The organism is Nonomuraea turcica, from assembly GCF_030718205.1.
GTDB lineage: Bacteria > Actinomycetota > Actinomycetes > Streptosporangiales > Streptosporangiaceae > Nonomuraea.
The window spans coordinates 76,888-102,917 of the sequence record NZ_JAUZQF010000032.1; the positions used below are offsets into that span (position 1 = coordinate 76,888).

The window sequence follows — 26,030 nt, forward strand, 5'->3', positions numbered from 1 at the left end:
CGTGCCGAGACTTCGATGGCACCAACCCAGGAACTGGTGACGGCGGCCCTGTCCACCGTCATCGACCCCGAGATCCGTCGCCCGATCACGGACCTCGACATGGTCAAGAGCATCGAGATCGCTCCCGATGGGGCGGTGCGTGTGGGCGTCTACCTCACCGTGTCCGGATGTCCGATGAAAGACACCATCCGGCGCGACGTGACGAACGCCGTCTCCAAGGTCGAAGGCGTGACCGGCGTCCAGATCGAGCTCGACGTCATGAGCACCGAGCAGCGCAAGAAGCTGCAGACCATGCTGAGGGGCAACCGCGGGCCGGAGAAGGAGATCCCGTTCAACCAGCCGGGCTCGCTGACCCGCGTGTTCGCGGTGGCCAGCGGCAAGGGCGGGGTCGGCAAGTCGTCGGTGACGGTCAACCTGGCCGCCGCCATGGCCTCGAGCGGCCTCAAGGTCGGCATCGTCGACGCCGACATCTACGGCCACAGCGTTCCTCGCATGCTGGGCGCCGCCGAGAAGCCCACCAAGGTCGAGGACATGATCATGCCGCCGATGGCGCATGACATCAAGGTCATCTCGGTCGGCATGTTCAAGCCCGAGGGCAACACGCCGGTGGTCTGGCGCGGGCCGATGCTGGACCGGGCCCTCCACCAGTTCCTCGCCGACGTCTACTGGGGCGACCTCGACATCCTCCTGCTCGACCTGCCCCCGGGCACCGGCGACATCGCCATCTCCGTGGCCCAGCGGCTGCCGTCGGCCGAGATCCTGGTCGTGACGACGCCGCAGATGGCCGCCGCCGAGGTGGCCGAGCGGGCCGGATCCATCGCGGCCCAGACCCACCAGCAGATCGCCGGCGTCATCGAGAACATGGCGTGGCTGCCCTGCCCGCACTGCGACGAGCGCGTCGCTGTGTTCGGCGAGGGCGGCGGCCAGTTCGTGGCCGACGCGCTGACCCGCACGCTGGGGGCCCGGGTGCCGCTGCTCGGCCAGGTGCCGATCGACCTGCGGCTTCGCGAGGGCGGCGACGAAGGCAAGCCGCTGGTCCTGACGGACCCCGACTCGCCGGCCGCGGCCGAGCTGCTCAAGATCGCCTCCGGGCTGAGCAAGCGTTCCTCCAGCCTGAAGGGACTCCACCTGGGCCTGGCTCCCCGCCGCTGAGCCGTCTGGCCTCGCGTGCCCGCACCCCGTGCGGGCACGCGCGGCCGCCACGGCCCTCGCGCCGTGGCGACGACCTCGGGACAGTAGCGTGTGGCGCATGCGCTCACGTCGTTCGGTTCTCGCGGTGCCCGGCAGCAACCCGCGTTTCCTGGAGAAGGCCCAGACCCTGCCCGTCGACGAGGTCTTCCTCGACCTGGAGGACTCCGTCGCGCCCGCGGCCAAGGAGGAGGCGCGCCGCAACGTCGTGGCGGCGCTGCGCGAAGGCGACTGGACCGGCAAGACGCGGGTGGTCAGGGTCAACGACCTCGCGACGCAGTGGACGTACCGGGACGTGATCGAGACCGTCGAGGGCGCCGGGGAGTTCCTCGACTGCGTGATGCTGCCCAAGGTGCAGGACCCCACGGAGGTCGTCTGGCTGGACACGTTGCTCAGCCAGATCGAGAAGGCCATGGGCTACGAGGTCGGCCGCATCGGCATCGAGGCGCAGATCGAGAACGCCCGCGGCCTGGTGAACGCCGACGCCATCGCCGGGTCGTCCAGGCGACTGGAGACCCTGGTGTTCGGCCCCGCGGACTTCATGGCCTCGATCAACATGCGCACGCTGGTCGTCGGCGAGCAGCCGCCCGGCTACGACGAGGGCGACGCCTACCACTACATCCTCATGCGGCTGCTCATGGCCGCCAGGACGCACGACCTCCAGGTGATCGACGGGCCTTACCTGCAGATCAAGGATGTCGACGGCTTCAGGCGGGTGGCCAGGAGGTCCGCGGCGCTCGGCTACGACGGCAAGTGGGTGCTGCATCCCTCCCAGGTGGACGCGGCCAACGAGGTGTTCTCGCCGGCGCAGGAGGACTATGACCACGCCGAGCTCATCCTGGAGGCGTACGACTACTACACCACCGTGGAGAAGCGCGGCGCGGTCATGCTGGGTGACGAGATGATCGACGAGGCCTCGCGCAAGATGGCGCTCGTCGTGGCCGCCAAGGGGCGGGCGGCCGGGCTGGTCCGTACGAAGAGCTTCACACCTTGATGCCGATCGCGGTGAAGAACCAGAACGACGACGTCAGCCAGAGCCCCACCAGCGCGGTGAACGCCAGTCCGCCGAGCACCGGCAGCGTCCAGCCCGGCGTGTCCCGCTTGGGCAGGGCCAGCAGCTTCGTGGTGAACACGCCGTAGAAGAAGCAGCCGAGCAGCGAGTGCGCGAGCACGCGGGGCACGTCGTACTGCAGGCCCAGGGCGTAGAGGCAGTGGAAGGCGACCGGGATCGTCAGCAGGAACGCCAGCCGTCCCGACCAGCGGTGCACGGCCGGCGGGATGGTGATCCCGAGCTTGCCCCACATCGACAGGGCCGAGACGACCTGCACGATCGCCAGCAGAAACGCGCCGGTCGTCAGCCACACCTTCATGGGCAGCGCGGCGGAGAAGCCGGCCACGCCGACCGCGAACCCGGTGGGCGTGTGCACCCGGCCGTACACGCCGAGCGCGAGCACGACCAGGCCGCCGATCAGCAGCGGCACCAGTAACGGCGTCAGGCTGCGCGAGGGGCGATGGTGGATGGCGGTCATTGCATCTCCTCGATGAAGCCGTCGACGTCCTTCGGGTAGATCGTGGTGTCGCCGACCGTGAGCGGCGCGGTCGGCTGCTCGCCGTTCAGCTCGGGGACCGGGACCGGGCTTCCGCCCTCGTTGGCGGCGCCGACCGTGGTGTAGCCGCCGTTCGGGTTCTTCACCCTGATCCAGCCGGCCCGGAACTGGGCGCCCCGGACGATCGCACTGGCCCGGTACAGGCCCGACGGCTTCTCCGCCGTGGGCGCCACGAAGCTCCACTTCTTGCCGCCGACGGAGACCCAGCCCTTGGCCCGGCCGCCGCCCAACGCGGCCGTGACCTTCCCGGCGCCGAGGCCCTTGAGGCTCACCTCGTCGGCGGACTGGGTGCCCTTGAACCAGGACTCGGTTGTGCCGTCGCAGAAGTAGCCGATGGCCTTGCCGTCCCTGATCGAGATCGCGATGAGGGCGCCGTTGCCCTTGACGCGTCCGGCGTAGTCCGCCTTTTCGATCCGCTTCTCCTCGGACTCGGCCGGCGACGGGGACGGCTGAGCGGTGTTCTCCTTCGCCGCGGACCCTTCCGCGGCGGGGTTGTCCTCTGTGGCGGCGGTCGTGGTGTCCGCCGCGGGTGTCGCGGTGATGCTGGCGACACCAAGCCCCGCGGCGAGCACAGCTCCCGCCGCGAGGGTGATGACAGGTCCCAGCCTTGACATGGACTGCTCCCAGGGTCGAAATGCCTACCTCGGCCGCGTCCAGCGGCCGACCGCAGGTGGCAGCTGACTGCCCCTACGGCTCAGAGCATCCGCCTAAAAGGCGGGCCCGTCTGTGAACTAATGCGCATCAGATGGACAGAATGGAGAGATGCAGGAGAATCCTGGGCCGCATCATCCATACGGCATGCAGTATCCGGCTCCGCCGCGGTCCTGGCTTATGCCGGCGCCCCGCGGGGCCCGGTACGACCACCTCGCCAGGAACGGGGTCGCCAGGCCGTGGCGGGCGATCGTCGGCACGATCGGGATCGCCGCCATATTCCTCCTTGTCGCGGCGGTGGTGTTGTCCGCCGGCGCGGTGGTGGCGACGCTGCTCGGCATCCCCGCACCGCTCGACGTCGAGCGCGGGCTGTTCGGCGACCCGGTGTTCGGGCTGACCGTGACGTTGTTGTCGATCGCCGCCGTGCTCCCTTTCGTGTTCGGCATGGCGGCGTTGCTGCAGCGGCGCCGTCCGGGGACGCTGTCGTCGGTGGCCGGGCGGCTGCGCTGGCCCTGGCTCATGGCCTGCGCCGGACTGGCGATCCTGGCGCTCGTGCTCGGGCAGGCCGTGCAGGTCCTCGCCCTGGCGATGAGCGGCGAGGAATACTCCGACATGTTCGGCTGGGTCGGGTGGGAACGTTTCCTGCCCGCGCTCATCGTGATCGTGCTGCTGGTGCCGTTCCAGTCGGCCGCCGAGGAGTACGTCTTCCGCGGCTGGTTCCTGCAGGCCGTCGGGGCGCACGTGCGCAATCCGGTCTGGGCCATCCTGATCGGGGCCGGCTTGTTCGCGTCGGTGCACGGATACACGTGGATGGGGCTGGCCGACGTGTTCGCCTTCGGCGCCGTCATGGGCTGGCTGGCGGTGCGGACCGGGGGGCTGGAGGCCGGGATCGGGCTGCACGTCATGAACAACATGCTGGCGTTCGGGATGAGCGCGGCCGCGGGGACCCTCGAGGACGCCTTGATCCAGAGCAAGGTGGCGGTGCCGTGGCAGGCGATCGTGGGCGTGGTGGTGCAGCTTGGTGCGTACGCTTTTGGGGTTTTGTATCTGGCCAAAAAGCGGTCAATCAGCACTATTTCTGGATAAATCGGGTTGGCGGGTCGGGGAATCTCGCTAGAGAGGTCTCGCAATTCCGGCTCATTCATGCTGCTCTGGATCGTGTGGGGCGGCGAGGGACTCCCGGAGGTGATCGTTTCGGTCCGGCGGGGTAAGTGTGGGCGCGTGTGATACTTCGTCGGGTGAGGACAATACGTTCGAAATCATGTGGAACGGTCCCCGCGCAGTGACCGTTTTCGTCCGACTAGTTCGACTAGGAGGTACGACGCGTGGCCTCCGGCCCCAGCGAACCGCCTCGGCGACCGCCGGGTGACGACGACCCGCGTTCCGAGGGCACGTCGGAACCGCACTCTTCCCCAGAGCCCAGGATCAGCCACTCCCCGCCCGGTCCCACCGACGACCGGGCCAGGGGCTTACCTCTGACCTCCCCATGGGGCATGCCGCCGTTCGCGGCACCGGTGCCGGACGAGGAGCCGCCGGAGGCGCCCAAGGGGCGCATGCCGTACAGCTCGCCGACGGCGGAACCCGAGGCCGAGCCGCGCCGCCGGGCGCGGCGCGTCGTCAACCGCCCGGACAAGCTCGTGGCCGGCGGCCCCCCAAGGACCCCCGCCGACGCCGAACGGCCCCCCGCCCCCGCCACGCACGAGTCCGCCGCGCGGGATTCTGCGGCGCACGAGGCTGCGGCGCACGAGGCTGCGGCGCGCGAGGTCCTGGGGCGCGAGGGACGCGAGGCCGCCGCGCGCGAGGCCGCGGGGCGTGACGCCGCGGCGTGGGAGTCCGCTGGTCGCGAGTCCGCTGGTCGCGAGTCCGCCGGCCGCGAGTCCATCGCGCACGAGTCTGCGGGGCGCGAGTCTGCGGCGCGCGAGTCTGCGGCGCGCGAGTCTGCGGCGCGCGAGGCCGTGGGGCGCCAGTCCGCCGGGCGCGAGTCCGCTGGCCGCGAGTCCATCGCGCACGAGTCTGCGGGGCGGGAGCCTGCGGCGAGTGAGGCTGCGGCGCGCGAGGTCCTGGGGCGCCAGTCCGCCGGGCGCGAGTCCGCTGGCCGCGAGTCCATCGCGCACGAGTCTGCGGGGCGCGAGTCTGCGGGGCGGGAGCCTGCGGCGCGCGATGCTGCGGCGCGCGAGGTCCTGGGGCGCGAGGCCGCCGCGCGCGAGTCCGCCGCGCACGAATCTGCGGGGCGGGAGTCTGCGGCGCGCGAGTCTGCCGCGCGCGAGTCCGCGGGGCGTGACACCGCGGCGTGGGAGCCTGTGACGGGCGAGTCTGCCACACGGGAGTTCGTGGAGCGGGAGCGTGCCGTGCAGGAGTTCGCGGAGCGGGAGCGTGCCGTGCAGGAGCCGGAGGCGTCGCCTCGGCGGGACCCGCGTACGATCCCGTACCGCTTGGTGGTCCCTGCCAAAGAGCCCGCCGAGCAGCTTGCCGAGGAGCCGGAGGAACGGCGCGAGGACGAGCCGGAGGTGCGGCGGGTCGGGCGGCCACCGGCCGGGCGGCCGACGCGGCCCGACCTCCTGGTCGCCACGGGCCCCCCGCGCCCCCAAGGGTCGAGCGGCCGCCATCACCGAGGCCCGGCCCCCGCCGCCGTACGCAGGTCCAGTCCGGTACGCCGGGGCAACCGCGCCGCCCCGATCGTCCTGACCCTGGCCGCGGCCGTCCTCGTGGCCGCCGGCGTGCTCGTGTGGCAGTGGACCGGCGAGGAGGCCCCCAGCCTGCGTCTGGAGGCGGGCACCGGCCGCTCGGGGGATGAGCTGTTCACCGTGCCCGCCTCGGGCGACGGCACCATTCAGAAGCTCAACGACATGACCTCGGTCGGCCGCGCGGTGGTGGCGGTCGGCAGCGACACGACCAGCCCGACCCCGCGCCCGCTGTTCCTGTTCTCCCCGGACGGTGGCAAGAACTGGCAGCTGGGTCAGGTGAGCGGCGTTTCCACCCCCACGGTCCAGCGGGTGGTCGGCGGGAACGGTCGCTGGCTGGCCAGCGGCGGCGACGGCCAGTCGGGCGAGCGCGGCCTGTGGACCAGCACCGACGGGTTCAGCTGGCAGGCCGTGGAGGCGACGGGGTCGCCCGCGTTCCGGGCCGGCGACCAGATCCACGACATCGCCATTACGGCGTCGGGATTCGTCGCAGTGGGGCGCGCGACGGGGGACGACGGCGCGATCGGGCCGGCGGCCTGGCGTTCCGGCGACGGCCGCACGTGGGAGCGGGCCGAGAGCACGGGGCTCGAGGTGAGGGAGCTCAAGGCGGTAGTTGCCAGGGGCGACACCGTCGTGGCGATCGGGCACCCCGCGGAAGGCGAGGGTTCGCGGGTGGTCCGATCGGCCGACGGCGGGCGCACCTGGCAGGCCACCGGCTTCCAGCTGCCCGAGGCAGCCGATTCGCGGCCAGGGACGCTGGCGGTGCTGCCCAAGCGGTTCGTGCTGGTGCCGACGCGGCACCGTACGGTCACAGGAGACGTACGCGTCTACTGCTCCCCGACCGGGGCGGAGTGGTCGCAGTGCGGCTCCATCGGCGGCCTGAGCGGCGAGAGCGTCGGCGTGGAGTCGCTGATCTCCTACTCTGGGGGCATCGCCGCGATCACGCAGGCCGGCCTCGGCCGCTACACGGTGCTGACCACCGCGGACGGGCGCGCCTGGGCCAAGCGGACCGACCTCGGCAACCTGCAGGGCGCGACATTGCGCGGGTTCACGATCTCCGCCGGCGGCACCCTGTTCGCCGGCGGCGACCAGGCGGTCACCGACGTCGACAACCAGCTGGTGCTCATGTCCGCGCCACCGCGAGGCCAGGCCTCGCGGGTGGCGCTCGGCGACGTCGAGGGCCTGACCCGCATCGCCCGCGAGACCACCGGCATCACCAGCGTCGCCGGCCGGTACGTGGCCGTCGGCTCGGCCTCGGGCGACGCCGGCCTGTGGACGATCAAGAACTGGCAGAGCTGGAAGTCCATGAGCCTCGGCGGCCCCGGCAGGCAGCGGCTGGAGGACGTGGCGCACGGCGCCCGCGGCTGGCTGGCCGTCGGCGGTACGGAGACCACCGTGTCGATCACCGACCCCCTGCTCGTCACCTCGAACGACGGCGAGAGCTGGAAGAAGGTGGACGTCTCGGGTGACCTGACCCGCCGCTCCGACCGTCCGTACCTGGGGACCCATGTGGTGACCGCGGGGAAGAAGGGCTACGTGCTGGCGGGGGAGGACCGCGACCAGGCGGGGACCGCGAGCGCGGCCATGTGGTTCACCACGGACCTGCGCAAGTACACCAGGTCGAAGAAGCTGCCGCAGAGCGGCTCCGGCGTGCGCATCCACGACGCGGTGGCCGCCGCGGATGGGTTTGTGGCGGTGGGCGGCTCGGGGACGGCCGACGAGGAGCGCAGCGTGGTCTGGTACTCCGAGGACGGGGTCAACTGGAGCTCGCGCACCCGTGTCGCCCCGCCGGACGCCACGTCGGCCGGGCTCCGTCAGATCACCGCCTACCAGGGCAAGCTGGTGGCCATCGGCACCGCGCTGACGGGCGGCTCGCGGCGGGCCTTCGCCGCCGTCTCCGACGACGAGGGCGCGTCGTGGCAGACGGCCTGGCTGCCTGCGGACCAGGCGGCCGCGGTGCACGACCTGGCCGCGACGGAGGAGGGTCTCGTGGCGGTCGGCTGGCACGGCGTGCCGGGGGAGGGCGACAGCGCGGCCTGGACCTCGCAGGACGGCCTGTCGTGGAACCGCATGGCGCTGACCAGGGACCGGCTGGCGGGCCAAGGGATGCAGTGGCTGACGGCGGTGGCCGTGTCGGGGACGGAGGTCGTGGCGCTCGGGCGGTCGACGACGTACAACGCCGACCACCTCATCCTGTGGAGCTCGAACCTCACGTCAAGCAGGTAACACGCCCCAGTCGGTCAGCGCGTCGAGCAGGCCCGCGGACAGCGGCAGCCGGGCCAGCTCGTCCGCCGTGCACCAGCGCACGTCGGCGGCGTCGTCCCCGGCCCGGGGCACGCCGCCGGCCACGGTCGCCAGGTAGTCGCGGATCACGTACGTGACGCCGCCGGGGCCGGGGCGGTCCACCATGCCCGCCAGGCGACCGACCTCGACGTGCAGGCCCGTCTCCTCCAGGACCTCGCGCCGCACGCCGGCGGCGTCGCTCTCCCCGGGCTCCAGGCGGCCCCCGGGGATCGACCACAGTCCCATGCCCGGCGGGTGTCCCCGCTTGATCAGGAGAATGCGGCCGGCGTCGTCGACGACGATCGCGCCGACACAATTTACGCGCACATGGCCAAGATTACGACGGGATAACGAGATGCGGCCTTGACGGGGGCGCACCAGAGAAAGCACCGTGGGTAGTTGTGAGAGCGGCTCCAACCTGCCCACGGTGTTTTGGCCCGCTTCACGGGCCGAGCGCGTGGTCTAGTGCGTATCGATGTGACACGCACGGTGACGTCCTGCCCTATCAGCCTCCGTGGCCGCCGACCAGCACGGCGCTCGAGGCGATGCGCAAGAGCTCCGTGGTGCCCGTGTGGCTGCCGTGGCCGTTGCCGGCCGGCTGGCTGGTGACCGGCTTCGCGGAGGTGGGTGATCAACGTACCGGGGCCCGTGCCAGCGTGGTGGCGCTGACCGGGCCGTCGTTGATGGAGGGGCCGGCCGACATGCTCGTGGTCGCCGAGGAGCCCGGCATCGGGCTCGGCGCGGCCTTCGCGGGGCTGGGCGGGCCCGACCCCGGCGAGGGATTCGACTCCGGCCCGCCGAACGCCAAGATCGACGTGATCGGGCACCCCTGCCCGCTGTGGTTCGTGGACAACGGCCAGAGCGACCGTGCCGTCTACGCGGGCGAGGCGCTGGGCAACTGGCTGTGGACGATCTGCTGGCCGGCCGACGCCGGCTGCATGATCGCGCTCGCCGAGCTCTCGCTGATCGACGCCCGGGATCACGACCTTGACGTACCCTTTGGCGCGTTCTCCCCCAGACTGGAGGATTAGCAAGTCGCGTTGTCAGGCAGACCGACTAGAGTTCGGAGGCGTGACAGCGCGTATCGAGCGAGTGGTGACCGAGGGCGTCGTCGACATCGACGGCACCGAACACAAGGTCGAGAACAACACGTGGATCGTGGGCGACGATGACGAGGTGATCGTCATCGATCCCTCCCGCGACTCCGACAAGATCATGGAGCAGGTGGGCGAGCGTGAGGTGCTGGCCGTCATCTGCACGGCGGGCCTGCCCGACCACGTCGGGGCCGCCATCGAGGTGGCCAGCCGGGACGAGGCCGTGGTCGCCCTGCACCCCAAGGACAAGCCTCTGTGGCGGGAGACCTGGACGGAGACCTGGCCCGACATCGACATGGAGGACGACGGCATCTTCGAGGTGGCCGATGTCCAGCTCGACGTCATGGAGACGCCGGGCGTCACCTCTGGTGGCGTGTCGCTCTACTGCGAGGGGCTCGGGGCCGTCTTCACCGGCAAGGCCCTGCAGGCCGACGGTCCGGGCAAGCTGGGCGGCGAATATCCCGCCCTGGCCGACCAGCTGACCTCGATCGGCGGGCGGCTGTTCACGCTGCCCCACGGCACGCGGGTGCTGGCGGTCCATGGGGACGAGGTCACGATCGGCGACCTCGAGCCGCACTTCGACGACTGGGTCTCGGGTTCGCTGACCCGCGCCGACACCGACGGCGACGACGAGGACCCGCTGCCCGACGGCACCAAGGCCTCCGGGATCAAGCTCAACCCGAGCGACGACTAAGGCGAGGGAGTGCCGTCGTCTGGCGACCGAGCCGCCGAACGGAGTGAGGCAATGAACAGGCGGCGGCCTCTGGTGACCGAGCCCGCCTCACGGAGCGAGGCCAAATGAACGCAGACGCAGTGCAGCTTCCGCTGGAGGGCATGCCGCGGCGGCTCTACTCGTGCACGCCGTCGCGGTTGAACGCCTGGCTGGACTGCCGCCGCCGCTACAGGTTCACCTACCTGGACCGGCCGGCGCCGTCCAAGGGGCCTGCCTGGGCGCACAACAGCGTCGGGGCGAGCGTGCACAACGCGCTGGCGGGCTGGTGGCGGGAGCCGTACGAGCGAAGGACTCCGCTGACGGCGGCCATCCTGCTCACGAACGGGTGGATCACCGAGGGGTTCAGGGATGCCGAGCAGTCGGGGCGGTGGCTGGAGCGCGCCCGCGACCTCGTGTCCGGATATGTCGCGACATTGGATCCGGCCGATGATCCAGTCGGCGTCGAGCGCACCGTCGCCACCCGCACCAAGGTCATCGCCGTGTCCGGCCGCATCGACCGGCTCGACCGGCGCGGGGACGAGCTCGTCGTGGTCGACTACAAGACCGGACGCCGGCCGCTCACCCAGGATGACGCGCGCTCGTCGCTCGCCCTGGCCGTCTACGCCGTGGCGGCGTCCACGATGATGCGCACGCCCTGCCGGACCGTGGAGCTGCACCACCTGCCGACGGGCGAGATCGTCGAGTGGCGCCACACCGAGGAGTCCCTCGCCCGGCACCTGGGGCGGGCGGAGGATCTTGCCACGGAGGCCGCCGCGGCCGACGAGCGCTACCGGGAAGCGGTCGCCGCGCCACCGTCCCGCGGCCGCTCTTCCAGCTCGGCGCCCGCCCGGCCCGTGACCGCCCCGGGCGGGGATAGGGCCGCAGGCGGCCGGTCCGCGACCACGCCGGGCGGGCCTGCTGCGGGAGGTGGTCGGTCCGGGACCATGCCGGGCGGAGCTGCGGCGGGAGGCGGGCGGTCCTGGGGCGCAGTGGGCGGCGAGTGGCCGTCGGCCCCGGTCGAGCGGCCGTCGGTCGGACCCGCGGCGGTGCCCGCCGAGATCGACGAGCTCTTCGCCCCCAACCCGGGCCCCATCTGCTCATGGTGCGACTTCCGCCGCCATTGCCCCGAGGGCCAGGCGGCCGCTCCCGAGCGTCGCCCTTGGGATGCGCTGGCGGAGTAGCCGGGCGGGGAGCCACGCACCGCGTTTGGCGCGTACAACGTTAAGTGACGCCGTTTGCTCACTGAAACAGTGGTTATGGAACTTCTGTGACACGCGTGGAGCGCTTACCCGCGGCGGTGGCCCTGGGCGCGTTGTTCAACCCGCTCAACTCTTCCATGATCGCCGTCGCGCTGGCCGACATCGAGGCCGAGTTCCACGTCGGGGTCGCCGCCGTGACGTGGCTGGCCGCCGGGTTCTACCTGACCGGCATCCTCGTGCCGCCCGTGATGGGCACGCTGGCCGACCGGCTCGGCCCGCGGTTGGTGTTCTGCGCCGGGCTGGTGACGATGGCGGTGACCGGCGTCCTGGCCGCGCTCGCGCCGACGTTCCCGGTGCTGCTGGTGGTGCGGCTGCTGCAGGCGTTCGGCAGTTGCGCCACGATGCCGGCGGGGATGGCGATCGTGCAGGCGGCGATGGCAGGCGAGGACGGGCGGCCACCGCCGCGCGTGATCGCGACGATCTCCATGGTGCTGACCGCGAGCGCCGCCGCCGGACCCGTGCTCAGCGGTTTCCTGATCTCCCTATGGGGATGGCGAGCGATTTTCCTGGTCAACGTCCCGCTCGCGGCACTCGCGCTCGCCGTGGCGCTGCGCTGGCTGCCCAAGGTACGCGTGGACGGCCCGCGCCGGACCGTGCTGCCCCGCCCGAACCCGCGCCTGCTGGCGACCTGCGGCGAGTTCGCGCTGGTCAACGTGGTGTTCTACGCGGCGTTCTTCGCGGTGCCGCTGTGGGCGCAGCGCTCGGCCGGCGTGCCCGCGCACATCGCGGGGCTGCTGGTGCTCCCCATGGCCGCGCTGGCGATCGTCATGACGCCCGTGGCGGTGCTCCTGGCCGCCCGCGCGGGCATGCGTGCCGTGCTGGTGCTGAGCGCGGCCCTGCTGTTCGGCGGCTCCTGCGTCATCCCGGCCGTGGGCCCGGTCGGCCTGGTCCTGGTGGCCGCGTCGCTGCTCGGCGTGGCCTCGGCCTTTAGCCAGTTCGGCCTCAACTCGCTGGTGTTCGTGCACGCCGGCCCGCGCGACACGGGGGTCGCGGTGGGGCTGTTCCAGGCCTCCAGGTACGTCGGCGCGGCGACGGCGTCGTCCCTGCTCGGCGTGCTGTTCGAGCAGGCGGGCATGGCGGGCACCGGCTGGACGATGATCGCGGTGTCGGCGGTCGTGCTGGCGGGCGGCGTGCTCCTGCCCGTCAGGCAGCCAGCGCCTTCGGCCAGCGGCGAGGATCGGTCAGGCCCTTGAGCCCTTTGCTGACGTCGTACCCAGCCGCTCCCAGCCGCTCCCGTGCGGCCTGCAACATCTCCCGCGTGGCCGGCATGAACGCGTGGTCGTGCACGGGCTCCGGCAACGCGTTCATGCCCAGCCGGAATGCCTTCAGCCCGGCCGTGACCGTGGCCCGCGGCACCTCGGGTAGCGCGCCGTACATCCGCCTGGCCCAGTCCGGCAGCGTGAAGTAACACAGCGCGCCGAACGGGAAGTATGCGGGCTTGCCGGCCGACAGCAGCCTGAGCTCCTGCGGCAACCGCGGCCACAGCAGGAACCGCACGGTCGCCGCCGCCTCCTCCGTCACGCGCAGGCGGGGCCGCACCTGCTTGAAGTACGCCTCCATCTCCGCGCACGTGCCCGGCACGTCCTCGGGATGAAGGCCGACGTACGCGGCGCTCTTGCGCTGCTCGGACAGGTAGGCGTCGGCCTGGCGCTCGGTCAGTGCGAGCCCGCCCCGCCTGGCCACCTCCAGGTACGACGACACCTCCGCGCAGTGCACCCACAACAGCAACTCGGGGTCGTCCACCCGATGCGTGCGCCCCGTGTCGGGATCGTGGATGCGCAGCGCCTTGTGGATACCGCGCACCCGCCGCCCGATCTCGTCGGCCTCCTCGGGACTGCCGAACGTCACCCGCCCCACGAAATCCGCGGTGCGCCGCAGCCGCCCGAACGGGTCTTCCTGGAAGTCGGAGTTCTGCCAGACGCCGCGCATGGCCAGCGGGTGCAGTGCCTGGAGCATGAGGCCGCGTACCCCGCCCACCCACATCGAGCGGTCGAGATGCACCTGCCAGGTCGCGCTCTGCGGCGGCTGGACGACGCTTTCCTGAAGGCTCGCCATAGTAAGTGCATAATTACATGACATTGGACCTTGTGTCCAAGAAGTGCTTCTCGGCGGTGTTCCAGAACGTGACCAGGGCCGTGGCAGTGGTCTCCGGCGCCTCGACGGCGGGGGAGTGCACCGCGCCCGGCACGACCACGCACTCGGCTCCGAGCCTGGCGGCCATCTCCGACTGGGTCTCGGGAGTCCAGCCGTCGTCGTGCTCGCCGTAGAGCACCAGCGTCGGCACGTCGACCTGGCGCAGCTCGTCGGTGCGGTCCCCCATGCTCAGCACCTGCTCGGCCATGCACACCATCCCGGTCGGCGAGTTGCTCGTCAGGCGCCGGTGCAGGAATGCCAGGACCTCGTCGGGCACGTCGACGGCCAGGGCCTCCGGCTCGAACTTGTGATGCCACAAGTGCTCGATCCCCAGCACGGGCAGCTCTTCCACGATCTTCCTGCCGTTGACCGCCCGGAGGCCCTCGATGGCCGCGGGGCCCGAGCTCATCAGCGTGTAGGAGGCGAACCTCGTCCGCCCGTCGATCACGGCCTCGCGGGTCACCAGCCCGCCGAACGAGTGCCCCACCAGGTGCATGGGGTCGCCGCCGCCGATCACCTGGGCCAGCGCGTCGACGTCCGCGCCGAGCGCGGGGCAGGTGTAGGCCTCGGGGTCGTCGGGGCCGGGGGTCTCGTACTGGCCGCGGAGATCCACGGCCACCACCCGGCGGCCCGAATGGGCGAGCGTCATCAGGACCGCGATGAAGTCCTCCTTGCTGCCGGTCAGGCCGGGCACGAGGAGCGCGGGCCAGCGCTCGATCACACCACTCACCGGAAGCGCCTCCAGGGCCGCGAATGTGCCCTGTGGCGTTTCGATCTTCTGTGGTGTGACGCCAGGAGGCAGGTCGAGGAATCGCGGCGTACTCACGTGGGGCAACAATACCCAGAGGTCAGCGCATCGACACCGGCAAGGCCCTTACGCAGGTGGGACCTCGGAGGCGACGCGACGGACGCCGACCGCGAGATCCGGCCTGCGGGCGGCTCAGGCGCCCGTGGAGGGCTCTGAGCGCGCGCCTGGTCCCAGGGCATGCCTCGACGGGCGCAGGCGGCGTGGCGCCGCGTGAGGAGCACGTACGGCTGCTCGCTGGTCAGGCGGACTTGCGGGCCTTGCGCTTGGCAGGGGGCTTCTCTTCTTCCTTGGCCTTGCCCGAGGCGGCCTTCTTCGGCTTGGCAGGGCCGCCTTCGCGTTCCCGCTTCGCCGCCTCCACGCTCGCCCGCAACGCCGCCATCAGGTCCACGGCCGGGCCTGCCTCCTCCTCGACGGGCGGGGCGACGACCTCCTTGCCCGCCACCTTGGCCTCGATCACCGACTGCAGGGCCTCACGGTAGCTGTCGCGGTATTCGCTCGGGTCGAAGTCCGCCTCCATCGTGGTGATGAGGGACTCGGCCATCTTCAGCTCCTGGGCCCGCACCTCGATGTCCTCCTCCAGGAACTCGAAGTCGGGCCTGCGGATCTCGTCGGGCCAGAGCATGGTCTCCAGCACGAAGACGCCGTCCCTGACCCGCAGGGTGGCCAGCGACTCCCGCTGGCGCAGGGCCACCTTCACCACCGCCACCTGGCCGGAGCTCTCCAGTGCGTTGCGCAGCAGCACGTAGGACTTCGCTCCCTGCGCGTCGGGCTCCAGATAGTACGACTTGGCAAAGTAAATGGGGTCGATCTGCTCGGCGGGAGTGAACTGCAGGACGTCGATCCTGCGGGACGTGCTCAGCGGCAGGTCCTCGAAGTCCTCGTCGGTCAGCACGACAACCTCGCCCGAGGACAGCTCGTAGCCCTTGGCGATGTCGGCGTAAGGGATCTCCTCGCCGTCGATCGTGCACACGCGCTTGTAGCGGATGCGCCCGCCGTCCTCGCGATGCACCTGGTGGAAGGTCACGTCCTTCTGCTCGGTCGCCGAGTAGAGCTTGACGGGGATCGTGACCAGGCCGAAGGAGATCGCACCCTTCCAGATGCTGCGCATGGTCATTCCTCCGCTCTCAACGGCTCGGCACTGGGCACATACCCGGCATGGGGCAACCAATGCCATACCCGATCGAACCAATGCTCGCCGTGGCTGGAGAACTACCCTCCGATCGCGAGCGGTATGGCCTCGAGGTGAAGTGGGACGGCATCCGCGCCCTCATCCACCTCGACGGCGGGATGAGGGTGACCGGGCGGCACGGGGTCGAGTACACGCGCCGGTATCCGGAAATTTCGGGGTTCGGGCTCAAGAACGCGATCATCGACGGCGAGGTCGTGGCGCTCGACCGGCGCGGGCGGCCCAGCTTCATCCGGCTGCAGCACCGCATGCACCTGACCGACCCCGAGCCGGCCATGCTGGAGCTGTACCCGGTCACGTACATGCCGTTCGACCTGCTCTACCTCGACGGGTTCCCGCTCTTCGACCTGCCGTACCGAGACCGCCGGGCACTCCTCGACGAGCTGGACATCGGCGCGCCGCCCTCCTTCCCCGGCGACTCCGACCTGCTCTCCGCCACGTACGAGCAGGGCCTGGAGGGCGTGGTCGCCAAGCGGCTCGACTCGCCCTACCGGCCGGGCACGCGCTCGCCGTGGTGGATCAAGGTGAAGAACCTCAGCACCAGAGAGGTCGTGATCGGCGGCTGGAAGCCGGGCAAGGGGCGCCGGGCTGGCGGGATCGGCTCGCTGATCATGGGCGTGTTCACGAGCGAAGGTCTGATGTACGTCGGCCACGTCGGCACCGGGTTCACCGACGCCGTACTCGACGAGCTCTACCAGCTGCTGCGGCCGCTGGAGATCCCGAAGAGCCCGTTCAGCAACGAGGTCCCATGGCGCAATCATTGGGTTAGGCCGGATCTGGTCGGGGAGGTGGCCTACACGATGTGGACCGACGATCAGCGGCTGCGGCACCCTGTGTGGCGAGGGCTTCGCCTTGACAAGATCCCCGCGGACGTGTGGAGGTGACGCCATGGCCCAGAAGGTTCCCGTCAAGGTCGAAGGGCGCGAGCTGACCCTGAGCAACCTGGACAAGGTGCTCTACCCGGACTACGGCTTCACCAAGTCCGAGATCATCGACTACTACAGCCGCATCGCCCCCGTGCTCCTCCCGCACGTCGAAGGCCGCCCCCTGACCGTCAAGCGCTACCCGAACGGCGTCACCGGCCAGTCCTTCTTCGAGAAGAACGCCCCCGAGCACACCCCGGACTGGGTCAGGCGCGTCACCCTGCCGGTCCCCGGCAGCACCAAGAACCGCGAGACGATCAACTTCGCCGTCATCGAGGACCTGCCCACGCTCGTCTACTACGCCAACCTCGCCGCGCTGGAGCTCCACGTACCCCAGTGGCGCGTCGACGACGACGGCCAGGCGCTGCCGCCCGACCTGCTCGTGTTCGACCTGGATCCGGGGCCGCCGGCGACGATCGTCGAGTGCTGCCAGGTGGCGCTCATGCTGCGTGACGTGCTCAAGGCCGAAGGGCTCTCCGCCCGGCCGAAGACCAGCGGCCGCAAGGGCATGCAGCTGTACGCGGACTGGGACTGCCGCGAGGAGCCCTCCGCGTACGCCAAGAGGCTCGCCCAGGTCCTCGCCAAGGAGCACCCGCAGCAGGTCGTCAGTGTGATGACCAAGAAGGCCAGGCCGGGGAAGGTGTTCATCGACTGGAGCCAGAACAACCCGGCCAAGACCACCGTGGCGGCGTACTCGCTGCGGGCGGGGGACCAGCCGACCGTCTCCACGCCGCTGACCTGGAAGGAGGTCGAGGACTGCGAACGTCCGGAGGACCTGGTCTTCATGGCGCCGGACGTCCTCGCCAGAGTCGGGAAACGTGGCGACCTTTTCGGCCGGGCGTAGGCTGGTGCCGTCCGCACCGAAAGGGGGACCAGAAGATGTCGGAGATGGACATCCGCGGGGACGAAGGCCCTTACGACGAGGAAGAGACAGAGTTCTCGATCGAGACGCCCGAGGCCGACGCGGCCGAGCAGGAGCGCGAGATCCGCCAGAACGCCGGCACGCTGCGCCATGAGCTGCCCATCGACGTCGACCCCGGCGACGCGACCGAGCAGGACCGCGTGGTCGACCTCGACGACGACGAATATCGGTGACCGATCCGGTTCCTGTGACGGGCCCGGGCTCCGGCGGCGGACTGCCCGCACCGTCTGCTATCGGGTGCTATCCGGGTGGCGGACGTACACGTCATGGCCGTCACCAAGGTGCGGACACCCTCGCGCACGTAGGATGGCCGCACGACCCGCTGAGAGACCAATGGAGACCCGCGTGACCGCAACCCCGGACGCCAAGCCCCGGGGCACCCGGCTGCCCCGACTCGCCCGCCGCCGGCAGCTGCTGAGCGCCGCGCAGGAAGTGTTCGTGGAAAACGGCTATCACGCGGCCGCCATGGACGAGATCGCCGACCGGGCCGGGGTCAGCAAACCCGTGCTCTACCAGCACTTCCCCGGCAAGCTGGAGCTCTACCTGGCGCTGCTCGACCTGCACGTGGACGACATGGTCAACCGTGTCAGGGAGGCGCTGGCCTCCACCCACGAAAACAAGCTGCGCGTGCAGGCCACCTTCCAGGCGTTCTTCGACTTCGTCTCCAGCCAGGGCGAGGCCTTCAGGCTCGTCTTCGAGTCGGATCTGCGCAACGTGGCGCCGGTCCGGCAGCGGGTGGAGCGGTCGCTGCAGGAGTGCGCCGAGATGGTCAGCGCTCTCATCCAGGAGGACACCGGCTGCACCAGCGACGAGGCGCACCTGCTCGGCGTGGGCCTGGTCGGCATGGCCGAGGTGAGCGCCCGCTACTGGGTGACCACACACGGCTCGATCCCGAAGGATGCGGCCGAGCAACTCCTGGCCCGGCTCGCCTGGCGCGGCATCAGCGGTTTTCCGCGTACGGCATAACCCGTTCGCTGGGCGCGATCATTTGCGTTTCCCGGGGTGTGAGCGGCCACGATGGAGGTGAGCCAGCCCCGTCGACTAGGGAGCCAGGATGGAAATCAAGATCGGCGTACGCTCCGTACACCGCGAACTCATTGTCGAGACCGACCTCACCGCCGAGCAGGTCGAGGAGGAGATCAGGAACGCGCTGTCGGTCGATCGCGGGATCTTCGCCATCACCGACGTGAAGGGCAGGCGCGTCGTCATACCGGTGTCCGCGCTCGGGTTCGTCGAGATCGGCGAGGACGAGTCCAGGCCGGTCGGCTTCGGCGGCACACTCTAAGGGCTCGGGACGGGGGTACGGGGGCCCGCACGGGCGCCCCGTACCGCTCAACCCCGTGAGCGTCGCCCGAGCACGCATCCGCGAGGGGAGTGGCGACGGCGCGGCGGGTGGTCCCGGCTCGCCTCGGTGGCCGGACAGTCCGCGCTGCTTCTTCGCAGGACGGCACGTGAGGTCCAGCGGTTCGGCCCACATCTGGTCAAGGAACTGCCGTAGCGGCGCGAGGCCCTCATGCCAGGCACGCTACAACCCTTCGCGCGCTCGCGCCGCCCAATGAACAGACGATCAGAGGCCCAGGGCGGCCATCCGCTTGCTGTGTTCCTCCGTCAATTTCGCGAAAAGTCGGGAAATGTCGGCCTGCCCACCGCCGGCCTCCACCAGCAGCAGCGCCAGCTCCGGCCGCGCCGCCGCCACCTGCTGGGCCTGGCTCAGCGCCTCACCCACGAGCCGCCGCGCCCACAGCGCCAGCCGCGCCCCCGCGGTCGGATCGGCCTCGATCCCGGCCCTGACCCGTTCCACCGCAAACTGCGACCGGCCCTCGTCCACCAGCACCTCGTCCACCAGGCCGGCGATCGAGGGATCGAGGTGCCTGGCCGCCTCACGGTAGAAGTCGTGCGCGATGCCGTCCCCCACATAGGTCTTGACCAGCGCCTGCAGCCAGTTGGCCGGCCGAGTCTGGGCGTGCCAGGCCTCCAGCGCCGCCACGTACGGCGACATCGCCTTGTCGGGATCGGCGCCCAGCTCGACCAGGCGGTCCCGCAGCAGGCGGAAATGGGCGTACTCAGTGACGGCCAGCTCGCTCAAGGCCGCCCGGTCGGCCAGCGAGGGCGCCAGCGTGGCGGCGTCCTCGGTCATCCTGGCGTATGCGCTGAGCTCCGCGTAAGCTAGGACACCGAGTAGGTCGACGACTCCTGGAGACTCCTTCATGAAGGGCAGCGTACTTCGCGAAGCCCCGTGAATCTTCGGGAACATATGCGAGCTCGGCCAGCGTTGTGGTATCGAGTACACTGCTCTGAGAAAGTGCGACCGCACTGTGTTGATTCGGGGACTTCCCTCCGGATACCTCCGCTCCCCGGAGGTCTGCGGTCGCGATGACGCGAGAGGGCTGGCTCTACCGCGAGGACCCACACAACGGGGGCTTTTCACGCCCGTCGGTCCCGGCAGGCCCGCCTTCATTTGAGATTGAGGCAGGCCAAGCTGACGACTTTCCGAGACCTCGGAGTCACACCTGAGATCGCCGATGCCCTCGAGACCGAGGGCATCGTCACACCGTTCCCCATCCAAGAGATGGCGCTCCCGCTCGCGCTGAGCGGACAGGACCTGATCGGCCAGGCGCGCACGGGCACGGGCAAGACCTATGCGTTCGGCATCGCGATGCTGCAGAGCATCGGCAAGCCCCGCAAAAACCGCAAGAAGCCCCGCGGACTGGTCGTCGTGCCGACCCGCGAGCTGGCCGTGCAGGTCAGTGAGGACCTGGTCACCGCCGCGGGCAAACTCGGCTCCCGGGTCCTGACCGTCTACGGCGGCAGGGCGTACGAGCCGCAGGTCCAGGCGCTCAAGGCCGGCGTCGACGTCATCGTCGGCACCCCAGGCCGTCTGCTCGACCTGGTCAAGCAGAAGCACCTCGACCTGAGCGCGGTCAACTCGCTCGTGCTCGACGAGGCCGACCGCATGCTCGACCTGGGCTTCCTGCCCGACATCGAGCGCATCTTCAAGCTGATCCCCGCAGAGCGGCAGACGATGTTGTTCTCGGCCACGATGCCGGGCGAGATCGTCGCGCTGTCGCGCAAATACCTCAACCGGCCGACGCACGTACGCGCCGAGCACGAGAGCGGCGAGGGCGAGGCCACGCCGCTGACGCGCCAGATCGTGTGGCGCGCGCACCGCATGGACAAGATCGAGATCGTCGCGCGGCTGCTGCAGGCCGAGGGCCGCGGGCTCACCATGGTCTTCTGCGAGACCAAGCGGGCCTGCGACATGGTCGCCGAGCAACTCGACACCCGCGGCTTCGCGGTCGCGGCCGTCCACGGCGACCTCGGCCAGGGCCAGCGCGAGCAGGCACTGCGCGCGTTCCGCAACGGCAAGATCGACGTGCTCGTGGCCACCGACGTGGCGGCCCGCGGCATCGACATCGACGACGTCACCCACGTGGTCAACTACGACTGCCCCACGGACGACAAGACCTACGTGCACCGCATCGGCCGCACCGGCCGGGCCGGCAAAACCGGCATCTCGGTCACCTTCGTGGAGTGGGAGGAGCTGACCCGCTGGAAGATGATCAACCAGATGCTCGGGCTCGACTTCGCCGAGCCTGAGGAGACCTACTCCACGTCGCCGCACGTCTACACCGAGCTCAACATCCCCGAGGGCACCAAGGGCGTCCTGCCGCACGCGAGCCGCTCGCGTGCCGGGCTGTCCGCGGAGCACATCGAGGATCTCGGTGAGACCGGCAGGATTCGCGGGCGTGGCGGCCGCCGCCGCGAGGAGCGCGAGGAGCGGGAGCGTCCTGCCCGCACGCCGCGCCAGCGCCGACGCACCCGCGGCGGCAGGGAGATGGCCGATCAGGTGGAGACCGCACCCGTCGAGACCTCGGAGGTCGAGCTCGTGGATGCCAAGGCGGAGGAGACTCCCGCGATCTTCTCAACAGACGAGATCAATGCCGCGGCCACCGAGCCGAGGCGGACGCGTACGCGGAGGGGGGCGGCTACGTCGGCGATCGAGCAGGCGCTGGCCGAGGCTCCTGAGGCGCCCGTCAAGGCCACGCGCTCGCGCAAGGCCACAGACGACGACGACGTCGCCGTGGCGGAAGCTCCGGCGAAGAGCACCCGCTCCCGCCGGACGACCGCCGAGGCGCCGGCCGAGGGCACCCGCTCCCGCAAGGTGACTACGGAGGAGGTGCCGGCCAAGGTGACTACGGAGGCGCTGGCGAAGGTGACCACGGAGGCGCCGGCAATGGCGACTACGGAGGCGCCGGCAAAGGCGATCACAGAGGCACCAGCCAGGGTGACCACGGAGGCGCCGGCCGAGAGCACGCGCTCCCGCCGCCGCGCCGCCGCCGAACCCGCGGCCGAGGTGCCCGCACCCTTCTGGGAGAAGCCTGAGAATGACCCGGGCTTCCTCGCCCCGCCGCCGCCACCGGCGCGGACGGAGCCGGAGCGGATCATCCCGCCGAGCCCGTTCTCGGTGATCTTCCAGTCGCCGGACCTGGCAACGGACGACGACGACATCGCCCCGTCCGCCGCGAGCGAGCGCAAGCAACAGCGGCGCCAGCCTCGCGGCAACAGCAACAGCAACAGCAACGGCAACCGCCGCCGCACAGGCTGAGGCTGCTGAGGCCCGTCAAGAGGCGCGCATCCCACCAGGGGTGCGCGCCTCCGCGATTTTATGGGGAGAGCAAGCCCATGCGGCGGGTTCAGCTGCCGTCCCTGTCGGAGTCGACGGAAAGGATGATGGCGCCCCAGTAGCCGTCGCCGTCTTCGACAACCGTCAGCTGCAGCCGATGATCGTAATAGAAATCACCGGTGTTGTACGTGTCCCGCCCTATGTGCTGGGCGTACGGGGCCTGGGACAGAACCTTCCAGTTGAGCGTCTCCTCGAACATCAGCTGCGTGGTCAGCATGCGCGAGCCGCCGATGAGCACCATGGCATGGATGTGCACCGTGCGCCCCGGATACCATCCCGGCCAGATCGTCGTGAACTCCACGACGCCCTCGCCGTCCGTGACTTGCGCGCCGCGCAGGTAGCGCTTGTCGTCGGTAGGGGTCATGTCGGGCCAAGCCCTGTCTCGGGTGATCTGGCGCGACTCAACGTGCTCGATCATGGACCCCCGCTCGCCTCCCGAGTAGAGCCCGGAGGCGTCGCACTGCCAGATATCCACCACCGAGCCCGGCAGCGGCTGGCACGTTTCGCTGTCTTGCACCTTGATGGCCAGGCGCAGGCGTACACCGGGCTTGTTGTCGCGGATGTCGCTGCGGATCATGTCTGCGTCGAGGTAGAAGGGCCCTTTGGACCTGGCAGGCGTGACCGTGCAGGTGCTGGCCTGGGAGAAGAGGTCGCTGTAGTCCGTGGCCGCCGTGGCGCCGGCGCTGCGGGCGGTCAGGAGGCCGCCGAGCCCGAGCGAGCCGATGCCGATGTTGGTGATCAGCCGCCGCCGGCTGACGTGCAGCCCTTCATGATCGTGTCTCACTGGGATCGTTCTCCGGCAGATGAGGAGGAGCCCCCGATGTCTCCTCCGCTCCAGCCGAACCTCTCATGAGATGTAGGGATTTCGCGGGAGGCACGACGCGATCAGCTGAAAAGCAGATCGATAGCCGTCTCGGTGATAGGGAACTGCAGCGTGACGTGCGGCGGCACCGCACCGGAGGCGGGTGGGGGATTGGACGAGCCCTCGTGGACACCGCCTACGAGGGCTCGCTTTCCCGTGTGCCGCTCAGAGCGTGGCGACGTTCAGCAGCGGCTCCTGCACACCGTCAGGGTCGCCGTCCGGCCATGTCCAGTTCAGCGTGCCCGCGTCCTGCAGGACTGACTTCACCTGGGCAGGCGAGGCGGCCGGGTTCGTGACCTTGTAGAGCGCGGCGCCTCCTGCCACGTGAGGGCTGGCCATTGAGGTGCCGGAGATCGTGGCGTACAGTCCCCCCTTCCAGGTGGACAGGATGCACGTGCCGGGGGCGATGAGGTCGATATCGGCGCCGAAGTTGGAGAAGTCGGCAATCGTGTCGTCGACGTCGGGCCGGCAGGTGCGCTTGCCGCTGCCGCCGGGGAAGCCGTTGAAGTCCGCGAGCGCGCTGACGGTGATGACCTCGTCGTACGCGGCCGGGATCTCATTCGCGGCGTCGTCGTGTTCGTTACCCGCGGAGACCACGTACGTGACCCCGGCTGCGACAGAGGCGCAGATCGCCTGATGCATGGCGTCCCCGTTGACTGTGCCGCAGGCGCCGTCGTCGGTTCCGAAGCCGCCGAGACTCATGTTCGCGACCTCTATCTGATCGGCGTTCGCGGTTACGAAGTCAATGCCGCAGATGATCTGGGAGAAAAAGCCGAAGCCGCTGTTGTTGAGCACTCGGACCGGCCAGATCCGGGCGCCGGGTGCCACCCCGACGACGCCGTGGAGGTTGTCCTTCGCGGCGGCCGTGCCGGCGACGTGAGTGCCGTGGCCGTTGCCGTCGTCTGCGCTGGTGCCGTCGGAGCAGTTCCTCGCGCCGCCGACGTTGACGTTCAGATCGGGGTGGTCCAAGTCGACGCCCGTGTCGAGGACCGCCACGTCGACGTCCATCGGCTCGTCCACGCCGTTGATCCTCGCGGTCGGGCTGGTTTCAGCGTCGACCCGGTTGATCCCGGTGGGGAATTTCTGTCCGCTGATCTTCGCCACGCCGTCCGGTTGCACCCACCGCACGCGATCGTCGGCTGCCACGGCCGCCGCCTGTGACTTGGTCATCCGCGCGGCGTAACCCGTGAGGGCATGGCTGTACACGTGTCCGACGGACGTGGCATGCGCTTGGGTGTGGTCGCTGGCGACGGTCTGCGCGTTCTGGTTGCCATCTAGTACGACGATGTAATCGCCGACCGGATCGGATTTCGTGGCGGCTGATACGGGCGGGGCATTCGTGAGAACGGGACAGCTGGCGAACAGGACAGCGAGGAGTGCATTACGCACGGTGGTTCCCTCCGCTCCGGAAGTGGATCATCGCCATGCCGGCCGTCAACACGTATTTCTCCAGGTCATGGCGCTGCTGTTCTAACAGAGGAGGGCCGTCCCGCCGTGCAGACGCGCCCATGGTGGACTTCTGAGACGATGGCTTTGGCCGTTTATAGAACGGCGAGGTGCAATCAGGGCTGCTTGTCAGCCGCGTCCCTTAGCTAATCGTTGATCCAAGGCACGCGAAGGGCTAAAAGCGCAGCGGTTCCCGCCGATCTGCAACCTTTTCCGCCTTATGAGCGCCGCGCCCGACCTCATAGCGTATGCTCCGCAATCTCCTTTCCTAACCCCGCGGTAGCAGTGCCCACACGGCTCGTTCCCCCGCCTGCGTCCGGTCGGTGCCCCAGCAGCCGCAGGTCAGCGCGTCCACGATCCACAGGCCCCGACCCCGCGACTCATCCGGCCCCGGCATGCGCGGCAGCGGGACGCATGTCGACAGGCCAGGATCTACCACAGTCAACCGCCAGTAGCGCCGTTCCCCTTCGTCCGTCGGCCGGAGCGTCATCCGCACCCAAGCGTCAGCACCGTGGACCAGCGCGTTGGTCACGAGCTCGGATGCGATGAGCTGAAGGTCGGCCAGCGCCGGGTGATCGCCCACCCATTTCCGAAGCTCTCGACGGGCCATCCCGGGAAGTAGGGCACCGTCGCCGATCTCGCCGGTAAGCCATTCTTTGATGCCTGCGTATGGCTGATGTATTACGTCTACCTGCATGGTCACCTCGGGGGCGTACATTTTCCTCTGGATCTGTGTGACTACAGGCCCAAGCATGACCCTTCACCTGGGGAATGTCGCCAGAAAGGCCCATCCAAAATCTTCACAACATGTGATTCACTTGTGTGTACGGACGTAGGGCAATGCTGGAAGGTGCGAAATGGAGGAAGACGGGAATAGCATCGGCAAATCCGCCAGCGATGAATATCGGCGACGAATGCGCAAATATCGGACGGCGACCGGTCTCACCCATGCACGCTTGGCGCCGCTGATTCCCTGCAGTGAAAGCCTCGTGGGCGCCGTGGAGCGCGGCACCAGGCCACCCACGGAGCCTTTCACCCGAGGGCTAGAAAAGGTGCTCGGGTTGGATGGGGAGCTGCTTGAGCTGCTGCCGGCAATCCGGGATGTTAGCCCCAAGTGGTTCCGCAGATGGCCGGCTATTGAGGCGGCAGCGAAGAGCATTCGCATCTACCAGCTGGCGCTGGTCCCTGGCCTTCTCCAGACGCCCGCCTACGCTCGTGCTGTCTTCGAAGGAGAACCGGGAGCCATCCCCGGCGAGGTAGAGAAGGCCGTCAATGCTCGGCTCCAACGTCAGGCCATCCTGTCTCGGGCCAACCCGCCGAGCATCTCCGTGATCCTTGATGAGAGCGTCCTCCTCCGCCAGATCGGCGGACCGGAGGTGATGAAGGAACAGGTCAACTATCTGCTAGACATGATGACCCGCCCACACGTTACCGTGCGGGTTGTCCCCCTTTCGTCGTGCAGCACTGTCAATGGCCTTTGAGCTCTCCCCGCTGGCGGCCAGATAGTTCACACGCTGGTGGCCATGAGGGTGTCCCCAACGGCGGCCAGATATCTCCCCGCCGTTGATGGATGCGTGGGTCAGGTGAAGGG

26 protein-coding genes are annotated in these 26,030 nt (G+C 69.7%); 16 read left to right on the forward strand and 10 right to left on the reverse strand.

Translation table 11 applies throughout. The annotated features are described in order from the left end of the window. The first annotated feature begins 15 nt into the window (after positions 1-15). Together Q9G87_RS51425 and Q9G87_RS51430 are read left to right on the forward strand one after the other, a co-directional pair. Positions 16-1,152: an Mrp/NBP35 family ATP-binding protein gene (locus tag Q9G87_RS51425; protein ID WP_305924011.1), complete on the forward strand. Its 1,137-nt coding sequence runs from the start codon at positions 16-18 to the stop codon at positions 1,150-1,152. Positions 1,153-1,249: 97 nt separating this feature from the next. Further along, a complete protein-coding gene (locus tag Q9G87_RS51430) occupies positions 1,250-2,182 on the forward strand; it encodes an HpcH/HpaI aldolase/citrate lyase family protein (protein ID WP_305924012.1) in 933 nt (310 codons plus the stop codon). Here Q9G87_RS51430 and Q9G87_RS51435 read toward each other — a convergent pair. Together Q9G87_RS51435 and Q9G87_RS51440 are read right to left on the reverse strand one after the other, a co-directional pair. Then, on the reverse strand, positions 2,172-2,717 hold the full coding sequence (locus Q9G87_RS51435) for a DUF6529 family protein (protein WP_305924013.1): 546 nt from the start codon (positions 2,715-2,717) through the stop codon (positions 2,172-2,174). The two genes, Q9G87_RS51430 and Q9G87_RS51435, sit on opposite strands and share 11 nt — an antisense overlap. Continuing rightward, positions 2,714-3,409, reverse strand: a complete 696-nt coding sequence (locus Q9G87_RS51440; RefSeq protein WP_305924014.1) for a hypothetical protein — start codon at positions 3,407-3,409, stop codon at positions 2,714-2,716. The genes Q9G87_RS51435 and Q9G87_RS51440 overlap by 4 nt, the downstream gene beginning before the upstream one ends. A 217-nt stretch (positions 3,410-3,626) precedes the next feature. Between Q9G87_RS51440 and Q9G87_RS51445 the strand changes: the two genes are divergently transcribed. From Q9G87_RS51445 to Q9G87_RS51450, 3 genes are all read left to right on the forward strand, one after another. Then, positions 3,627-4,532, forward strand: coding sequence for a CPBP family intramembrane glutamic endopeptidase (locus Q9G87_RS51445; RefSeq protein WP_305924015.1), 906 nt, complete (start codon positions 3,627-3,629; stop codon positions 4,530-4,532). A gap of 726 nt (positions 4,533-5,258) precedes the next feature. After that, on the forward strand, positions 5,259-5,750 hold the full coding sequence (locus tag Q9G87_RS61085; RefSeq protein ID WP_371825964.1) for a pentapeptide repeat-containing protein: 492 nt from the start codon (positions 5,259-5,261) through the stop codon (positions 5,748-5,750). After that, positions 5,747-8,353, forward strand: coding sequence for a WD40/YVTN/BNR-like repeat-containing protein (locus tag Q9G87_RS51450; protein WP_371825965.1), 2,607 nt, complete (start codon positions 5,747-5,749; stop codon positions 8,351-8,353). The genes Q9G87_RS61085 and Q9G87_RS51450 overlap by 4 nt, the downstream gene beginning before the upstream one ends. Here the strand turns inward: Q9G87_RS51450 and Q9G87_RS51455 are convergent. After that, complete coding sequence (locus tag Q9G87_RS51455; RefSeq protein ID WP_305924017.1) at positions 8,342-8,737, reverse strand: NUDIX hydrolase; 396 nt, start codon at positions 8,735-8,737, stop codon at positions 8,342-8,344. The two genes, Q9G87_RS51450 and Q9G87_RS51455, sit on opposite strands and share 12 nt — an antisense overlap. Positions 8,738-8,811: 74 nt before the next feature. Between Q9G87_RS51455 and Q9G87_RS51460 the strand changes: the two genes are divergently transcribed. The 4 genes from Q9G87_RS51460 to Q9G87_RS51475 all read left to right on the forward strand — a co-directional run bounded on the left by Q9G87_RS51460 (position 8,812) and on the right by Q9G87_RS51475 (position 12,668). Beyond that, the gene (locus Q9G87_RS51460) at positions 8,812-9,441 is read left to right on the forward strand and encodes a DUF6758 family protein (RefSeq protein WP_305924018.1); all 630 of its coding nucleotides are present in this window, start codon (positions 8,812-8,814) and stop codon (positions 9,439-9,441) included. A gap of 40 nt (positions 9,442-9,481) precedes the next feature. Continuing rightward, on the forward strand, positions 9,482-10,198 hold the full coding sequence (locus tag Q9G87_RS51465; protein ID WP_305924019.1) for an MBL fold metallo-hydrolase: 717 nt from the start codon (positions 9,482-9,484) through the stop codon (positions 10,196-10,198). 104 nt (positions 10,199-10,302) lie between these two features. Continuing rightward, entirely contained in the window at positions 10,303-11,397 is a 1,095-nt protein-coding gene (locus Q9G87_RS51470; RefSeq protein WP_305924020.1) for a RecB family exonuclease, read from the forward strand. Between the two features lie 95 nt (positions 11,398-11,492). Beyond that, positions 11,493-12,668 (forward strand): MFS transporter, encoded by a 1,176-nt coding sequence (locus Q9G87_RS51475; protein WP_305924021.1) that lies wholly within the window; start codon positions 11,493-11,495, stop codon positions 12,666-12,668. On the opposite strand, the gene Q9G87_RS51480 is transcribed toward Q9G87_RS51475, so the two are convergent. The 3 genes from Q9G87_RS51480 to ku all read right to left on the reverse strand — a co-directional run bounded on the left by Q9G87_RS51480 (position 12,619) and on the right by ku (position 15,524). Further along, a complete protein-coding gene (locus tag Q9G87_RS51480) occupies positions 12,619-13,530 on the reverse strand; it encodes an oxygenase MpaB family protein (protein ID WP_305924022.1) in 912 nt (303 codons plus the stop codon). The genes Q9G87_RS51475 and Q9G87_RS51480 overlap by 50 nt on opposite strands. 13 nt (positions 13,531-13,543) lie before the next feature. Next, entirely contained in the window at positions 13,544-14,434 is an 891-nt protein-coding gene (locus tag Q9G87_RS51485; RefSeq protein ID WP_305924023.1) for an alpha/beta fold hydrolase, read from the reverse strand. Positions 14,435-14,654: 220 nt separating this feature from the next. After that, the gene (gene ku, locus Q9G87_RS51490; RefSeq protein ID WP_305924024.1) at positions 14,655-15,524 is read right to left on the reverse strand and encodes a non-homologous end joining protein Ku; all 870 of its coding nucleotides are present in this window, start codon (positions 15,522-15,524) and stop codon (positions 14,655-14,657) included. Positions 15,525-15,583: 59 nt separating this feature from the next. On the opposite strand from ku, the gene ligD (Q9G87_RS51495) reads away from it, so the two are divergent. From ligD (Q9G87_RS51495) to Q9G87_RS51515, 5 genes are all read left to right on the forward strand, one after another. Next, a complete protein-coding gene (ligD, locus tag Q9G87_RS51495; RefSeq protein WP_305924025.1) occupies positions 15,584-16,486 on the forward strand; it encodes a non-homologous end-joining DNA ligase in 903 nt (300 codons plus the stop codon). A 4-nt stretch (positions 16,487-16,490) separates the two neighbouring features. Next, entirely contained in the window at positions 16,491-17,369 is an 879-nt protein-coding gene (gene ligD, locus Q9G87_RS51500) for a non-homologous end-joining DNA ligase (protein WP_305924026.1), read from the forward strand. Between the two features lie 44 nt (positions 17,370-17,413). Next, complete coding sequence (locus Q9G87_RS51505; protein WP_305924027.1) at positions 17,414-17,620, forward strand: hypothetical protein; 207 nt, start codon at positions 17,414-17,416, stop codon at positions 17,618-17,620. A 172-nt stretch (positions 17,621-17,792) separates the two neighbouring features. Next, complete coding sequence (locus tag Q9G87_RS51510; protein ID WP_164903935.1) at positions 17,793-18,413, forward strand: TetR/AcrR family transcriptional regulator; 621 nt, start codon at positions 17,793-17,795, stop codon at positions 18,411-18,413. Positions 18,414-18,501: 88 nt separating this feature from the next. After that, the gene (locus tag Q9G87_RS51515; protein ID WP_305924028.1) at positions 18,502-18,732 is read left to right on the forward strand and encodes a DUF3107 domain-containing protein; all 231 of its coding nucleotides are present in this window, start codon (positions 18,502-18,504) and stop codon (positions 18,730-18,732) included. Positions 18,733-19,014: 282 nt separating this feature from the next. On the opposite strand, the gene Q9G87_RS51520 is transcribed toward Q9G87_RS51515, so the two are convergent. Beyond that, positions 19,015-19,656, reverse strand: a complete 642-nt coding sequence (locus Q9G87_RS51520; RefSeq protein WP_305924029.1) for a ferritin-like fold-containing protein — start codon at positions 19,654-19,656, stop codon at positions 19,015-19,017. Positions 19,657-20,016: 360 nt separating this feature from the next. On the opposite strand from Q9G87_RS51520, the gene Q9G87_RS51525 reads away from it, so the two are divergent. Beyond that, entirely contained in the window at positions 20,017-22,053 is a 2,037-nt protein-coding gene (locus Q9G87_RS51525; protein WP_305924030.1) for a DEAD/DEAH box helicase, read from the forward strand. A gap of 88 nt (positions 22,054-22,141) precedes the next feature. Here the strand turns inward: Q9G87_RS51525 and Q9G87_RS51530 are convergent, their stop codons facing one another. From Q9G87_RS51530 to Q9G87_RS51540, 3 genes are all read right to left on the reverse strand, one after another. After that, positions 22,142-22,915 carry a dioxygenase family protein gene (locus Q9G87_RS51530; protein WP_305924031.1) on the reverse strand — a complete coding sequence of 258 codons (774 nt, stop codon included), beginning with the start codon at positions 22,913-22,915 and terminating at the stop codon, positions 22,142-22,144. A gap of 243 nt (positions 22,916-23,158) precedes the next feature. After that, positions 23,159-24,382, reverse strand: coding sequence for a S8 family serine peptidase (locus Q9G87_RS51535; RefSeq protein ID WP_305924032.1), 1,224 nt, complete (start codon positions 24,380-24,382; stop codon positions 23,159-23,161). 325 nt (positions 24,383-24,707) lie between these two features. Beyond that, positions 24,708-25,049 carry an ATP-binding protein gene (locus Q9G87_RS51540; RefSeq protein ID WP_305924033.1) on the reverse strand — a complete coding sequence of 114 codons (342 nt, stop codon included), beginning with the start codon at positions 25,047-25,049 and terminating at the stop codon, positions 24,708-24,710. 247 nt (positions 25,050-25,296) lie between these two features. On the opposite strand from Q9G87_RS51540, the gene Q9G87_RS51545 reads away from it, so the two are divergent. Then, positions 25,297-25,920: a helix-turn-helix domain-containing protein gene (locus tag Q9G87_RS51545; protein WP_305924034.1), complete on the forward strand. Its 624-nt coding sequence runs from the start codon at positions 25,297-25,299 to the stop codon at positions 25,918-25,920. Positions 25,921-26,030: the final 110 nt, after the last annotated feature.

Excerpts from the sequence above, each read along its gene's own strand:
- Q9G87_RS51440 (WP_305924014.1), bottom strand. The coding sequence starts at position 3,409 with ATGTCAAGGCTGGGACCTGTCATCACCCTCGCGGCGGGAGCTGTGCTC.
- Q9G87_RS51515 (WP_305924028.1), top strand. The coding sequence starts at position 18,502 with ATGGAAATCAAGATCGGCGTACGCTCCGTACACCGCGAACTCATTGTC.
- Q9G87_RS51520 (WP_305924029.1), bottom strand. The coding sequence starts at position 19,656 with ATGAAGGAGTCTCCAGGAGTCGTCGACCTACTCGGTGTCCTAGCTTAC.
- Q9G87_RS51525 (WP_305924030.1), top strand. The coding sequence starts at position 20,017 with ATGGCGCTCCCGCTCGCGCTGAGCGGACAGGACCTGATCGGCCAGGCG.
- Q9G87_RS51480 (WP_305924022.1), bottom strand. The coding sequence starts at position 13,530 with ATGGCGAGCCTTCAGGAAAGCGTCGTCCAGCCGCCGCAGAGCGCGACC.
- Q9G87_RS51435 (WP_305924013.1), bottom strand. The coding sequence starts at position 2,717 with ATGACCGCCATCCACCATCGCCCCTCGCGCAGCCTGACGCCGTTACTG.
- Q9G87_RS51425 (WP_305924011.1), top strand. The coding sequence starts at position 16 with ATGGCACCAACCCAGGAACTGGTGACGGCGGCCCTGTCCACCGTCATC.
- Q9G87_RS51505 (WP_305924027.1), top strand. The coding sequence starts at position 17,414 with ATGGACATCCGCGGGGACGAAGGCCCTTACGACGAGGAAGAGACAGAG.
- Q9G87_RS51445 (WP_305924015.1), top strand. The coding sequence starts at position 3,627 with ATGCCGGCGCCCCGCGGGGCCCGGTACGACCACCTCGCCAGGAACGGG.
- Q9G87_RS51430 (WP_305924012.1), top strand. The coding sequence starts at position 1,250 with ATGCGCTCACGTCGTTCGGTTCTCGCGGTGCCCGGCAGCAACCCGCGT.
- Q9G87_RS51545 (WP_305924034.1), top strand. The coding sequence starts at position 25,297 with ATGGAGGAAGACGGGAATAGCATCGGCAAATCCGCCAGCGATGAATAT.
- ku (WP_305924024.1), bottom strand. The coding sequence starts at position 15,524 with ATGCGCAGCATCTGGAAGGGTGCGATCTCCTTCGGCCTGGTCACGATC.
- Q9G87_RS51540 (WP_305924033.1), bottom strand. The coding sequence starts at position 25,049 with ATGGCCCGTCGAGAGCTTCGGAAATGGGTGGGCGATCACCCGGCGCTG.
- ligD (WP_305924026.1), top strand. The coding sequence starts at position 16,491 with ATGGCCCAGAAGGTTCCCGTCAAGGTCGAAGGGCGCGAGCTGACCCTG.
- Q9G87_RS51470 (WP_305924020.1), top strand. The coding sequence starts at position 10,303 with ATGAACGCAGACGCAGTGCAGCTTCCGCTGGAGGGCATGCCGCGGCGG.
- ligD (WP_305924025.1), top strand. The coding sequence starts at position 15,584 with ATGCCATACCCGATCGAACCAATGCTCGCCGTGGCTGGAGAACTACCC.